Here is a 13535-nt window from a genome sequence, read left to right as displayed (position 1 = left end):
CCCCGATATGACCCACGAGTCGACGGCCGTCGGCCTTGCAAGCGCTTACAGCAACGCCGCGGCTGCGAGCGGTGACTGGTGGCGCGATGCCGTCATTTACCAGGTGTACGTACGCTCCTTCGCCGACAGCGACGGTGACGGGATCGGCGACCTGCGCGGCGTCCGATCCCGCCTCCCCCACCTCGCCCGCCTCGGGGTCGATGCCGTGTGGCTCACCCCGTTCTACGCCTCCCCGCAGGCGGACGGCGGCTACGACGTCGCCGACTACCGGGCCGTCGACCCGCTCTTCGGCGACCTCGCCGACGCCGAGGACCTCCTCCGGGCGGCCCATGGGCTGGGGCTGCGGGTCATCGTCGACGTGGTGCCGAACCACACCTCCGAACAGCACCCGTGGTTCCGGGCCGCGCTCGCCGGGGAGCCGCGGGCTCGGGAGCGCTACCTCTTCCGCCGCGGGCGTGGCGCGGACGGGAGCCTCCCGCCGAACGACTGGGAGTCGGTCTTCGGCGGCCCTGCCTGGACCCGCGTCGCGGACGGCGAGTGGTATCTGCACCTCTTCGCGCCCGAGCAGCCGGACCTCGACTGGAGCCGTCCGGAAGTCGCCGCCGAGTTCGACTCCGTCCTGCGCTTCTGGCTCGACCTCGGCGTCGACGGCTTCCGCATCGACGTCGCCCACGGCATGGTCAAGGCCGACGGCCTGCCGGACATCGGCCGCGGCGCCCAGGCCACGCTGATCGGCACCGAGCCGCTGCCGTTCTTCGACCAGGACGGGGTCCACGAGATCCACCGCTCGTGGCGCCGGCTGCTCGACTCCTACGAAGGGGCGCGCATCGGGGTCGCCGAGGCGTGGGCCCCGTCCTCGGAGCGGCTCGCCCTGTACGTCCGCCCGGACGAGCTCCACCAGGCCTTCAACTTCCGCTTCCTGAACTGCCCCTGGGACCCGGCGGCGATGCGGACCGTGATCGACGAGTCCCTGGCCGCCACCACCTCGGTCGGCGCCCCGACCACGTGGGTGCTGTCCAACCACGACGTCGTCCGCCATGTCACCCGCTACGGCGGCGGGGCGCAGGGCCTGGCCCGAGCCCGGGCCGCGGCCATGCTGATGCTGTCCCTGCCCGGCTCGGCCTACCTCTACCAGGGCGAGGAACTGGGCCTCCCGGAGGTCACCGCCCTCCCCCCGGAATGCCGCCAGGACCCGGCCTTCCGCCGCGTCCGCCGCCCGACCGTCATCGCCCCGCGCGCCGGCGACCACCCCGCACCACAGGCCCACACCCCCACCCGGCCGGAGGCCGAAACCGCCGCCGGTCCGCAGGCCGCGACCGGGACCGCGCCCGCGCCCGACCTGCCGACCGCGCCGGAGGCGGACGGGCAGGACGGGTTGCGTGACGGCTGTCGCGTACCCCTCCCGTGGGCGGGGGCCGAGCCCCCGTACGGGTTCGGGCCCGGCGGCAGCTGGCTGCCGCAGCCCCCCGAGTGGGCCGGCCTCAGCGTCGCCGCCCAGACCGGCGACCCCCACTCCACGCTGGAGCTCTACCGCGCCGCCCTGGAACTGCGCCGCGCCATGCCGGGACTGGGCGCCCCCGAGGCCGGCGCGTCCCCCGACCCCCGCGGGATGCACTGGCTCCCCTCCCCCGACGGGGTCCTCCTCTTCACCCGCCCCGGCTTCGCCTGCACCCTCAACACCCGCCCGGAGCCCGTCGAACTCCCCGCGCCCGGTCGCCCCGTACTCTCCAGCGCCCCCGTCGAGACCGACGGCCGCACCGTCCGTCTTCCCCCGGATTCGTGCACGTGGTGGGCATTTTGACGTGGCGGCCGGTACAGTCCAATCCCGTGACCGCACGGCTAGCCGACATCGCAGCCCAGGCGGGGGTCAGCGAAGCCACAGTCAGCCGCGTGCTCAACGGCAAGCCCGGTGTGGCCGCGGGCACCCGCGAATCCGTGCTGGCCGCGCTCGACGTGCTCGGCTACGAACGCCCCGTACGGCTGCGCCAGCGCAGCGCCGGCCTCGTCGGACTGATCACACCCGAGCTGGACAATCCCATCTTCCCGGCGCTCGCCCAGGTCATCGGCCAGGCGCTGACCCGCCAGGGATACACGCCGGTGCTGGCCACGCAGACGCCCGGCGGGTCCACCGAGGACGAGCTGACCGAGATGCTCGTCGACCGCGGCGTCTCCGGGATCATCTTCGTCTCCGGCCTGCACGCCGACACCACGGCCGATATGGGGCGCTATGACCAACTCCGTGGCCAAGGCGTCCCCTACGTCCTGATCAACGGCTTCTCCGACAAGGTGCAGGCCCCCTTCGTCTCCCCCGACGACCGTGCGGCAATGCACCTCGCCGTCACGCACCTCGCCGCGCTCGGCCACACCCGGATCGGCCTCGCGGTCGGACCGAAGCGGTTCGTGCCGGTGCTGCGCAAGATCGAGGGCTTCCGGGCCGGGATGAAGGAGCGTCTCGGCCTGGACGAGGCCGAGACCGAGGAACTGATCCAGCACTCCCTCTACTCGCTCGAAGGCGGCCAGGCCGCCGCTTCCGCGTTGATCTCGCGCGGCTGCACGGCAGTGGTGTGCGCGAGCGACATGATGGCGCTCGGTGCGATCCGTGCGGCCCGCCAGCAGGGACTGCGGGTGCCGCAGGACGTCTCCGTCGTCGGTTTCGACGACTCCCCGCTCATAGCGTTCACCGACCCGCCGCTGACCACCATCCGCCAGCCCGTGCAGGCGATGGGGCAGGCGGCGGTGCGGACCCTGCTGGAGGAGATCGGCGGTACGCCGGCCCCGCACAGTGAATTCGTGTTCCTGCCGGAACTGGTGGTGCGCGGCTCCACGGCCTCGGGCCCCGGTCAGCGGCGCGGCCCGTCTCGTACCTGAGGCGGACCGGCTGCGCCGAAGACCGTCCCGGGGGATGATCGGAGGCGAGAGCTCATCTGGCAGACTCTCTCCCCATGGGTGAATCGAGCGTGAAGACACTGGAAACCCGGACGGACGTCTCCTCACCCGAAGTGGTCGAGACCGAGACCCGCCCGGAGTCCGACCGCGCCCTGCTCTCCCGGCTGCGCGCCCCGCGCCGACCGCGGATCTGGTTCGAGATCGTGCTGATTCTGGTCAGCTACTGGACCTACTCGCTGATCCGCAACGCGGTGCCCGAGCAGAAGTCGATCGCCCTCGCCAACGCCGACTGGATCTGGAGTGTCGAGCGGACCCTCGGCATCGCCGTCGAGCAGTCGGTCAACCACGCCGTCAATTCCGTGACGTGGCTGATCGTGGGCATGAACTACTACTACGCCACGCTCCACTTCGTCGTGACCATCGGCGTGCTGGTGTGGATCTACCGCTTCCATCCGGGGCGGTACGCCGCCACGCGCCTGGTCCTCTTCGCCACCACCGGCGTCGCCCTGGTCGGCTACTACTTCTACCCGCTCGCGCCGCCCCGGCTGATGAACGGGCAGGACTTCATCGACACCGTGCTGGTGCACCACACCTGGGGCTCCATGGCCTCCGGGAACCTCAAGCACATGTCGAACCAGTACGCTGCGATGCCGTCCATGCACATAGGGTGGTCGCTGTGGTGCGGCCTGACGATCTTCGCGGTCGCCTCGGCCCCCTGGGCCCGGATCCTGGGCCTGCTCTACCCCACGGCGACCCTCGTCGTCATCGTCGCCACCGCCAACCACTTCTGGCTCGACGCCGTGGGCGGCATGATCTGTCTGGCCTTCGGCTACACCGTCTCGCGCACCTGGTACGGCGCGATGCCGCACCGCCTGCCCCGCCACCCCGAGCACACGGGCCCGCACCCCGCGGCGCAGATGCTGAACCGCTTCCGCACCCGCGCCTAGGTCGTGCGCTCGTATTCGACCTGGGTCAGTGGCCGCCCGTCACCGAAGTCGTGGCTACGGGTGGCGCCGCTCTCGGTGAAGCCGGCCTTGGTGTAGAAGCGCCGGGACTGGTGGGTGTCGCGCAGCGTCCACAGGTGCGCCCGGGCGAACCCCGCGCCGCTCAGCTCCTCCAGCGTTCCCGCCATGAGCGCGGCCGCGGCGCCGCTGCCCCAGCTGTCGGGGTGGCTGTAGAAGGAGAGGATCTCGGCCAGGCCCGGCCGGGTCGGGGACGAGCGGTAGGCGGACATGGCCACCGGACGGCCGTCCCCTTCGGCCAACAGGATCGCGGAGTCCTGCTGCGCGAGCCGTGCGTGCCAGCGGGTACGCCTGCTCGCGACCCCGTCCGCGGCGAACCCAGGATCGAAGAAGGGCGCGTACGCCGCCTCCCAGGCGGCGGCGTGGATCTCGCCGAGGACGTCCCCGTCGTATGGGCGAGCGCGACGAACCGTGAACTTCATTTCCACCACCTTCTGAGCGGGGCCGCCTCATCGCCCGGGGCGATCCTCTCCAGGGCCTCGGTGAGCGTGCGGACATATGCCTGGTCGGCGAGGATCCTTACCCCGGCGAAGGGCCGGCTGAGCCGTTCTTCCCGCGCCAGGAGCCCTCGCAGCAGGGACGCCGCCGAACCGGCCGGGGCTCCCATCCCTCCGAGGCGGTGGACGGCTTCCCGCACCGGCATGGCCGGGCTGCCCGTCCATGCCGGGTCCACCTCCGCGAGCAGAACCGGTATCGCGGGCGCGGGGTCCCCGGTGATGCGCCAGTACGCGTGCGCGGCGGCGACCCGCGTCCACGCGCCGGCCGATTCCGTCATGCGGAGAACGGGGTCCGCGTGCGCCGCGGCCAGGGGGCCGAGGTCGGCGAGGAAGGGCAGGCCGTGGCTCGCCGTCCCCGACCGCACGACCGCCGCGCACACGTCGAGGGCGAGGGTCGGGTCGCCGGTCACCTTCCAGTGCGCCCAGGCGGCCAGGCGTGTGTGGGGGCGGCCGGCTCCCGGGTCACGACCGGTGGCGTACGCGGCCAGCCGGTCGGCGGCGACCGCGGCCGGGGGGCCGATCCGCCCGAGGGCGCGCAGGGCGTCGTAGGCGTACGGGGTATCCAGGCTCCGCATCACCTCGGGCACGGCGGGCGCGGCGGCAGGTCCCCACAGTGCGAGGAGTTCCAGGAGGGCGGTGCGTTCCGGCTCGCGCCGCAGGGCGGGCCGCACCACGGGGAGCAGCTCCGCGGCGGGCAACGCGGCCAGGATGCGTACGCGGGGACGGTCCCCCGGGAGGCGGTTGTCGTCGGCGAGGCGCCGCAGGGCGGGCAGCGCCCGGACGTCACCCATCCCGGCAAGGGCGAGCGCGAGCACGTTGTCGCGGTACACGGAGCCCCGGCCGAGGGACTCGGCGATCAGGTCGGCGTGCGCGGAGACGGCAGGGCCGGCCTGCGACACCGCCTGATCGGCGTCCCGGCTGGTGTGCGTGCCGTCGCAGGCGGCCTCGACCACGACCGCCCAGCACCACGGCTCGGGCCGCCGGTGGCGGAAGACAGCCTTGATGGCTTCCGCGAGTCGGATCACGCGGCGGCGTGAGCGACGAACCCGTTCCAGGCGTCCGGACCGACGGCGAGGCGCGCGCCCTCGGGACGCTTGGAGTCCCGGACGAGGACCGTGCCGGGGGTGTGGGCGACCTCGATGCACTCGTTGCTGTCGCTGGCGCTGTAGCTGCTCTTGGTCCAGGCGACCTCGATGCACTCAGGCCCGTCGTTGGTGCTGTAGCTGCTCTTCACCCACTTCAGTGCGGAGAGGCCCTCGCCCGACGGCTTGATGCTCATGTCTCCCCCAGTACCTTCTCGATGTACGCCAGCGATTCCCGAGGCGTCAGAGCCTGTGCTCGGATCATGCCATAGCGCATGTCCAGGACCTGGACCTCTTTGGGGTCAGTGATCAAACGGCTGACCAGCTGAACTTCGTTGTGTCCTACCGTCGTTCCATCCCTGAGACGCATCAGCTGGAGCGATCCGGCGAGACCGGCGTGCTCCTCGACGGCCGTGGGCATCACCTGGATTTCGACGTGCCGCAGCCTGCCCACCTCAAGCAGGTGCTCCAGTTGGCGGCGCAACACCATCCTGCCCCCGATGGGCCGTCGAAGCACCGCTTCTTCCTGCACAACGGTGAGCAACGGGGCCGCGGTTTGGCGGAGAACCTTCTGACGGTCCATGCGAGCGGCGACGAGGCGTTCGACCACCTCCTCGGGGTAGGCGGGACGCCGGAGCCCGTACAGGGCACAGGCGTACTCCTCCGTCTGCAGGAGCCCATGCGCGACGATGTTGGCGTACGCGCCGATCTCGACCGTCTCGGATTCCAACTTGGCCAGATCCCGGACCTTCTTGGGATAGCGGGCCCTTTCGATGTCGGCCTTCATCGCGGCGATTTTCCCGCCCGCCCCAAGGACCTCGTCCGCCTTGTCCAGGAACTCCGGGCGCGGAATACGGGCTCCGCGTTCGATCTTGTAGATCAGGTTCGCCCCGTATCCCATCCCCTCACCGAACTTCGCCCGGTCGAGCCCTGCCGCCTCGCGCCACATCTTCAGCTGGCGTCCCACCGTGGCGATGACCGCCCCCGACTCGTCCTCCGGGTCGAGTTCCCAGCTCGACTCGTCGGCGCCGTCCGTGTTCACATCCGCCTCCCCTTGGACCGCGAGGACACCACCGGACCGCCCTGGACAGCCGTCGTACACAGCGCCCTCAACTCTGTTCAGCGTACGCACGGATGGCCACGCTGAGTCACGTGAATCAGGAAATCTCCCTCGTCGCCACGCTCCCTTCCACCCCGCGCGGAGCCCGCGCCGCACGCGCGCTCGGGGTGGACCAACTCACGGAGCGAAAGCTTCCGTTCGAGGATGCGGCACAGGTCGTCGCCGAGCTCGCCGCGAACGCCGTGACCCACGGCAGGGTGAGCGGGCGGGACTTCCGGCTCGCGCTGCGCCTCGCGCCGGGGCCTACGCTGCGTATCGAAGTGTCCGACACTCGCAGGGAGTTCGGGCCGCTCGCAACCGGCGGCGCACCGGACGCCGAGGCGGAGTCGGGGCGGGGACTGGTGCTGGTGTCCGCGCTCGCCGTGCGGTGGGGGACGGATCTAAGGGCTGTCCCGTAATCCCCGGCGGGCGCACGACGACAGTCACGGCACCTCGCCGCGTTGTCGGAACGCCCGGATACGCCCAGTATCAGCACGCTCCTCCGCCTTGCGATGCACCGCGTCTGACGCCGCGCGCTGATCCACCGGGGATTACGGGACAGCCCTTAGGGCCGGCACCGCTGAAGACGGTGTGGGCGGAAATGGATCTGGCGAGTCCGATTTCACCGGATCGAGGTTTCCACGACCCGGTGGATCAATATCCGGTGCCGCACGACGCCTAAAGACCAATAACCGGGGGAAATGACCTTCCATACCTCCCCCTCCCCTCTCACCCGGTCGGGTGAATCACCCCAACCGAGCTGGCGGGCAGGGCAATTCGCCGGGCACTCTGAATCCCGACAACCCCAAAACGCATTCGGCCCCCGGCCGGGACGGCAATCCCGGTCGAGGGCCTGACCACAGCGGAAGAAGCACCTTCCCCATGGCTGACCAGCAGCTTAGCGCGCCTGTGCGCGTCCCGTCGGGGATCCGACACGTCAACCACGACCACCGCCGCGGCTACGTCAAGATCGGCAACCATCTCGCCCAGCACCGCGAGCTGAGCATGGCGGCGATCGGCCTGGCCACGCACATCCAGTCGCTCCCGACAGGCTCCAAGGTGACCATCAAGGCCCTCGCCGAACGCTTCCCGGAGGGCGAGGTCCGTATCGCCACCGCCCTGCGCGAGCTGGAGCGGCACGGCTACCTGGCCCGCTTCCAGGAGCGGCTTCCCACGGGCCGCGTCGTGACCTGCACGGTGTCGTACAACAACCCGCCCGCGATGGCCGACGCCACCCGCGAGCGGCGGATCCCGTCCCAGCGGTCCGAGCCGAAGCCCGTCCCCCGACGGGACCCGGATCCGGAGCCCGAAGCGGAGCCCGAGCCCGGCCCGGAGCCCGCGCCCGCAGGCGCACTCGCGCCCGAACCCATTCCGTCCGAGGTCGAGTTGGCGGCGCGGGAACTGCTGGCCCGGCTGCGCCTGCGCGATCCGCGGCTGCTGCTGTCCGAGCGCGACACCGTACGGCTGGCGCCCGCCGCGGCCGTCTGGCTGGAGCGCGGACTGACCCCGAGCGCCGTGACCGCGGCTCTCACGCGCTCGCTGCCGACGCCGCCGATCCACTCCCCCGCCGCGCTGCTCGCCCACCGCCTGCGGGAACTGCTGCCGCCCCGCCTGCCGGACCACCCCTGGACACCCCACCCGGCCGGCCCGGACCGTACCGTCCACCCCCTCCGCACATGCGACGGCTGCGAACTCGCCTTCCGCTCCCCCACCCCCGGCCGCTGCCGGAGCTACGCGCCGCCGACGGGCGGGACGGCCACCGCCGTCGCCTGAACCCTGCGGTGCGGTGCCCGCGCGCTACAGCGATTCGTCGGCGGCCCGGTCCATGAACGACTGCAGTGCGGCGAGCTGCGCCTTCACCGCCTCGGCGAATTCGGCGTCGGCTTTCGCCAGGTCGACACCTTCGGGGCCCTTGGCGTACCGGTCCGTCGCCAGCTCCCCCACGCGCGCGGAGCGGGTGTCGATCGCCGCCAGGTCCCGCCGCCCTTCGGACGGTGCCACGAGGCGCGCCGTCGTGAGGGCCCGGGAGAGGTCCGTGTTGGCCGGCGCGTATCCGCCCTCGAACTGGCGCCGCCTCTCCTGCGGGGTCTTGGTGGGGTCGAGGCTCACGCTCAGCAGTTGGGTGGCCTGCTGCAGGTACTCGTTCACGGCCGCCGCGAGTTCCACGTAGGCCGCCCGGCGGATGTCCGAACGGCGGGCGTGGGCCTCCTCCCGGCGCGTGTCCTTGGCCTCGAAGTAGGCGAGCGTGCTTCCCGTCAGACCGGCCAGGGCGCCGATCAGCGCTCCGGCGAGCGCGGCGGTCGTGGCGGTCACGGCGCTCCGCTGTCTCGGACGTTCGCTCGTCTGGTCACCGGCCCTGTCCTTCTTCTGCGTCACGGCAGTACCCCTACCGCGGCCGGACCGGCTCGGCGCCTGCAACCACCTGTAGGCACGAACACGCACAGTCGCGCGAAGGAATTGCTACGGGCCGATCATGCCGACCGTCGTCCTGATCTTTTCCGGGCCCCGTCAATTCCTCCGAATGGTCCGCGGAGAATGCGGGCAGGTTGTTCCGGCACCCTCCGCCGGGCCCTTTCCCCCGCAGCCAGGACCTCGCCTTGGGCCGCGCCCTGGACCGCCCCCGTCAGGGCACGGGCCCCGACGCCGCGGTCCGGCACCTGGTTGCGTGACATGCGTCACGACACGAACCCCAGCGCCGGAGGGCTTCCCCGGCGCGCCAGCCCATCGACATTTCGATATTTGTCCGTTTTGGATTCGACATTCCCCTCACCTACGGGAACGGAATCCCGGCTGCCGCCTGACCTGCCCCCTACTTCCCTGGTCACGGCCGCTCCTGAAGACACATCACATGGTTGTGCAAGTGACCTGATCGTGACCATGCACGATCAACGGCCCGTTTCAAGCGGCGTGCCGAATCCTCCGCGTGAGCGCGAAACGGAAACTTGCCAGGCCAATGGCGGGCTTCTAAGAATGTCGACCATTCCGGCGTCCCGCAGTTCCGGCGCCGGAAGCTTCGCGATCACCGAATGAGGTCACGCATGCAGAAGCATCGGAAGAAGAAGCAGTACCGGAAGATAATCATCGGCGTCAGCGCTCTCGGAATCGTGGGTGTCCCCACGGCCGCCATGGCCTGCTTCGACACCGGCGGCGACGACACCGGCCGGACGCGCACGGTGAGCCACCAGGCGCAGCGCCCGTGGCAGTACGTGCCCACGGCCGTCCCGAACACCACGGTTCCGGTGGACGTCCCGACGGCGCCGAGCAGCTCACCGGCGCCCGAGCAGCCGGTCGCGGAGACCTCCCAGCCCGCGCAGCCGCCGCAGGCGCCGCCCTCGCAGGCGCAGCCGCCGCAGGCCGCGCCGCAGCCCGCGAAGCCGCCGCTCCCCAGGAAGCCTCAGGCGCCCCAGCCGCCGAAGACCTCGCCCGCGCCGGCCGCCTCCGGCTCCGTCGCCGCCGTCCTCGCCCTGGTCAACCAGGAGCGCGCCGCTGCCGGATGCCAGGCCGTCACCCTGAACGCGAAGCTCACGAAGGCCGCCCAGGACCACAGCGCGGACATGGCCGCCAACAGCAACATGTCCCACACGGGCTCCGACGGCTCGGACCCCGGCGCCCGCATCACCCGCGCCGGCTACGCGTGGAGCACGTACGGCGAGAACGTCGCCTACGGCTACAGCACGCCCGAGAAGGTCATGGAGGGCTGGATGAACAGCCCCGGCCACCGCGAGAACATCCTGAACTGCTCCTTCAAGGAGATCGGCATCGGCCTCGCCCAGCCGAACCACTACTGGACCCAGGACTTCGGCACGGCCCGCTGACGCCCGCGCCACTACGGAACAGCGGAGCGCGGACCCTTCCCCGGGTCCGCGCTCCGCTGTTCCGTGTCCACGGCCCACGGCCCCCGGCCGCCGGGCGGCAGAAGGCTGGTCAGCCTCCGTAGAAGAGTTCCTCGACCACCGCGCGGGCGCGGCGCGTGATGCGGCGGTAGTCGTCCAGCAGCTCGCCGACCGTGCCTTCGGCGTAGCCGAGGTAGCGGCCCACCGCCCCCAGTTCCCGGGCCTCGGACGGGAAGGTGTCCCCGGCGCGGCCCCGCACCAGCATCACCGCGTTGCGGACCCTGGTCGCCAGCACCCAGGCCTCGTCCAGGATCTGCGCCTCGTCGGTCGGGATCAGCCCGGCCGCGTGGGCGGCCGCGAGGGCCTCGCGGGTCCGGGTGGTCCGCAGGCCCGGCTCGGCATGGGCGTGCCGCATCTGCATCAGCTGCACGGTCCACTCGACGTCGCTGAGACCGCCGCGGCCCAGCTTGGTGTGCAGGGTCGGGTCGGCGCCGCGCGGCATCCGCTCCGACTCCATACGGGCCTTCAGCCGGCGGATCTCGCGCACCGCGTCGTCGCCGAGTCCCTCGGCGGGGTAGCGCAGCGGGTCGATCAGCTCGATGAAGCGGCGTCCCAGCTCCTCCTCGCCCGCCACCGGCTCGGCCCGCAGCAGCGCCTGGCTCTCCCAGGTCAGCGACCAGCGCCGGTAGTAGGCGGCGTAGGAGGCCAGGGTGCGCACCAGCGGGCCGGAACGGCCCTCGGGGCGCAGGTCGGCGTCGATGAGCAGCGGCGGGTCCGCGGTGGGCAGCTGGAGCAGCCTGCGCATCTCGGCGATGACGGTCTGGGCGGCCTTGGCGGCCTCCTGCTCGTCGACGCCCTCGCGGGGTTCGTGGACGAAGAGGACGTCGGCGTCGGATCCGTAGCCGAGTTCGTGGCCGCCGAAGCGGCCGACGCCGATGACGGCGAAGCGGGTGGGCAGGGTGTCGCCGAATTGCGACTGCACGGCGGCGCGCAGGGCGCCCGCGATGGTCGCCGCGGTGATCTCGGAGACGGCCCCGCCCACCCGGTCGACCAGGGCTCCGTGGTCCTCCTCGGCCGGGCTGTCCTCCGTACCGTAGGAGCCGATGATGTCGGCCGCGGCGGTGCGGAACAGCTCGCGGCGGCGCACCCCGCGGGCGGCGGCGACGGCGGTCTCCGGGTTCTCGGCGCGGCCGACGGCGGCGAGGACTTCCTGGACCAGGGCCTCGTGCGTACGTGGCGCCAGGCCTTCGGGGTCGCCGAGCAGGGCCACCGCCTCCGGGGCCCGCATCAGCAGGTCGGGGGCGAGGCGACCGGCGGACAGTACGCGGGCGAGGTTCTCGGCGGCGGCGCCCTCGTCGCGCAGCAGGCGCAGGTACCAGGGGGTCTTGCCGAGGGCGTCGGAGACCTTGCGGAAGTTCAGCAGGCCGGCGTCCGGGTCGGCGGAGTCGGCGAACCAGCCCAGCATCACCGGCAGCAGGGTGCGCTGGATGGCGGCCTTGCGGGTGACGCCGGAGGCGAGGGCTTCGAGGTGGCGCAGGGCGGAGGCCGGGTCGGCGTAGCCGAGGGCTTCGAGGCGCTGGCCGGCGGCGCGCGGGGAGAGCCGGGTCTCGCCGGGGGTGAGCTGGGCGACGGCGTCGAGCAGCGGCCGGTAGAAGAGCTTCTCGTGGAGGCGGCGCACCACGGAGGCGTGCCGGCGCCAGGCCTTGTTGAGCTCGGCGACGGGTTCGGTGCGCAGGCCCATGGAGCGGCCCAGGCGCCGCAGGTCGTTCTCGTCCTCGGGGACGAGGTGGGTGCGGCGCAACCGGTAGAGCTGGATGCGGTGCTCCATGGAGCGCAGGAAGCGGTACGCGTCGTTCAGCTGGGCGGCGTCGGCGCGGCCGACGTAGCCGCCGGCGGCGAGCGCGTGGAGGGCGTCGAGGGTGGTGCGGGAGTGCAGGGTGGCGTCGCTGCGGCCGTGGACGAGCTGGAGGAGCTGGACGGCGAACTCGACGTCGCGCAGGCCGCCGGGGCCGAGCTTGAGTTCGCGGTCGACCTGGGCGGCGGGGATGTTGTCGACGACGCGGCGGCGCATCTTCTGGACGTCGGGGACGAAGTTCTCGCGTTCGGCCGCCTGCCAGACCAGGGGCGTTATGGCGTCGATGTAGGCGGCGCCCAGGGCTTCGTCGCCGGCGACGGCGCGGGCCTTGAGGAGCGCCTGGAACTCCCAGGTCTTGGCCCAGCGCTGGTAGTAGGCCATGTGGGAGGCGAGGGTGCGGACGAGGGGTCCGTTGCGGCCCTCGGGGCGGAGGTTGGCGTCGACGGGCCAGATGGTGCCCTCGACGGTGGTCTCGGAGCAGATCCGCATCAGGTGGGAGGCGAGGCGGGTGGCGGCCTGGAGGGCCTTGGCCTCGTCCGTGCCGTTGACGGCGTCCCCGACGAAGATCACGTCGACGTCGGAGACGTAGTTGAGCTCGTTGCCGCCGCACTTGCCCATCGCGATGACGGCGAGGCGGCAGAGCGCCGCGTCCTCGGGGGCGGCGGCGGTGGCGATCCGCAGGGCCGCGCGGAGGGTGGCGGTGGCGAGGTCGGCGAGCTCGGCGGCGGTCTGGGCGACGTCGATGGTGCCGCAGACGTCGCGGGCCGCGATGGAGAGCAGGCAGCGGCGGTAGGCGACGCGCAGGGCGACGGGGTCGTGGGCGTCCGCGAGGCCGCGCTCGAACTCGGGGAGTCCGGGGTGCAGGTCGGCGGCCTCGTACGTGACGAGGCCGATCCAGTCGCGGGGGTGGCGGGCGAGGTGGTCGCCGAGGGCCTCGGAGGCGCCGAGCACGCCGAGGAGGCGGTCGCGGAGGGGTTTGGCGCTGACGAGGGTGTCGAGGAGCCCGGGGAGCTCGCCGGAGGGCTGGGCCTCGGCGAGCCGGACCAGCCCGCGCAGGGCCAGGTCGGGATCGGCGGTCGCCCCGAGGGCGTCGAGCAGCACGGGATCGGCGCGGACGGCGGCGAGCGCGCCGGCGTCGAGCAGCCGGGCGGCTGCGGAGGGGTCGGTGAAACCGCTGCGGAGCAGCCGGATGAAGGTGCTGCTCCTGCGTCCCGGGACCGTCATCCCGCCGCCTCCCGCGGTCGTCGCTGCCACTGCCTTG

The 13535-nt window shown here is 72.2% G+C and carries 12 protein-coding genes; 6 read left to right on the top strand and 6 right to left on the bottom strand.

Going from position 1 to position 13535, the window contains the following annotated elements; genetic code table 11:
- Positions 1-7 precede the first annotated feature (7 nt).
- The 3 genes from ACZ3X1_RS06610 (at position 8) to ACZ3X1_RS06600 (ending at position 3833) form a co-directional block, all read left to right on the top strand.
- Complete coding sequence (locus ACZ3X1_RS06610) at positions 8-1801, top strand: glycoside hydrolase family 13 protein (RefSeq protein WP_467277259.1); 1794 nt, start codon at positions 8-10, stop codon at positions 1799-1801.
- A 26-nt stretch (positions 1802-1827) separates the two neighbouring features.
- Positions 1828-2868: a LacI family DNA-binding transcriptional regulator gene (locus tag ACZ3X1_RS06605; RefSeq protein WP_030659145.1), complete on the top strand. Its 1041-nt coding sequence runs from the start codon at positions 1828-1830 to the stop codon at positions 2866-2868.
- Between the two features lie 74 nt (positions 2869-2942).
- Positions 2943-3833: a phosphatase PAP2 family protein gene (locus ACZ3X1_RS06600; protein ID WP_362627207.1), complete on the top strand. Its 891-nt coding sequence runs from the start codon at positions 2943-2945 to the stop codon at positions 3831-3833.
- Here ACZ3X1_RS06600 and ACZ3X1_RS06595 read toward each other — a convergent pair.
- The 4 genes from ACZ3X1_RS06595 to ACZ3X1_RS06580 are packed head-to-tail and all read right to left on the bottom strand — an operon-like array spanning position 3830 to position 6529.
- Complete coding sequence (locus ACZ3X1_RS06595; RefSeq protein ID WP_467277253.1) at positions 3830-4330, bottom strand: GNAT family N-acetyltransferase; 501 nt, start codon at positions 4328-4330, stop codon at positions 3830-3832. The two genes, ACZ3X1_RS06600 and ACZ3X1_RS06595, sit on opposite strands and share 4 nt — an antisense overlap.
- Complete coding sequence (locus ACZ3X1_RS06590; RefSeq protein ID WP_467277250.1) at positions 4327-5430, bottom strand: hypothetical protein; 1104 nt, start codon at positions 5428-5430, stop codon at positions 4327-4329. The genes ACZ3X1_RS06595 and ACZ3X1_RS06590 overlap by 4 nt, the downstream gene beginning before the upstream one ends.
- Positions 5427-5684 carry a DUF397 domain-containing protein gene (locus ACZ3X1_RS06585; RefSeq protein ID WP_467277247.1) on the bottom strand — a complete coding sequence of 86 codons (258 nt, stop codon included), beginning with the start codon at positions 5682-5684 and terminating at the stop codon, positions 5427-5429. The genes ACZ3X1_RS06590 and ACZ3X1_RS06585 overlap by 4 nt, the downstream gene beginning before the upstream one ends.
- Positions 5681-6529: a helix-turn-helix domain-containing protein gene (locus ACZ3X1_RS06580; RefSeq protein ID WP_467277598.1), complete on the bottom strand. Its 849-nt coding sequence runs from the start codon at positions 6527-6529 to the stop codon at positions 5681-5683. Before ACZ3X1_RS06580 ends, ACZ3X1_RS06585 begins: the two co-directional genes overlap by 4 nt.
- A gap of 110 nt (positions 6530-6639) precedes the next feature.
- Here ACZ3X1_RS06580 and ACZ3X1_RS06575 point away from each other — a divergent pair, with 110 nt between their 5' ends.
- A complete protein-coding gene (locus ACZ3X1_RS06575) occupies positions 6640-7005 on the top strand; it encodes an ATP-binding protein (RefSeq protein ID WP_467277244.1) in 366 nt (121 codons plus the stop codon).
- 463 nt (positions 7006-7468) lie between these two features.
- On the top strand, positions 7469-8359 hold the full coding sequence (locus tag ACZ3X1_RS06570; RefSeq protein ID WP_467277242.1) for a helix-turn-helix domain-containing protein: 891 nt from the start codon (positions 7469-7471) through the stop codon (positions 8357-8359).
- Between the two features lie 24 nt (positions 8360-8383).
- On the opposite strand, the gene ACZ3X1_RS06565 is transcribed toward ACZ3X1_RS06570, so the two are convergent.
- The gene (locus ACZ3X1_RS06565; protein ID WP_467277239.1) at positions 8384-8899 is read right to left on the bottom strand and encodes a hypothetical protein; all 516 of its coding nucleotides are present in this window, start codon (positions 8897-8899) and stop codon (positions 8384-8386) included.
- Positions 8900-9624: 725 nt separating this feature from the next.
- Here ACZ3X1_RS06565 and ACZ3X1_RS06560 point away from each other — a divergent pair.
- Entirely contained in the window at positions 9625-10401 is a 777-nt protein-coding gene (locus tag ACZ3X1_RS06560; RefSeq protein ID WP_467277237.1) for a CAP domain-containing protein, read from the top strand.
- A 109-nt stretch (positions 10402-10510) separates the two neighbouring features.
- Here ACZ3X1_RS06560 and ACZ3X1_RS06555 read toward each other — a convergent pair whose 3' ends face one another.
- Positions 10511-13498, bottom strand: a complete 2988-nt coding sequence (locus tag ACZ3X1_RS06555; RefSeq protein WP_356812139.1) for a bifunctional [glutamine synthetase] adenylyltransferase/[glutamine synthetase]-adenylyl-L-tyrosine phosphorylase — start codon at positions 13496-13498, stop codon at positions 10511-10513.
- Positions 13499-13535 lie beyond the last annotated feature (37 nt).

The organism is Streptomyces sp. NPDC023541 (genome assembly GCF_055559995.1).
Note: the sequence above shows the minus strand (reverse complement) of the source record. Positions and strands in the feature narration are given on the sequence as shown.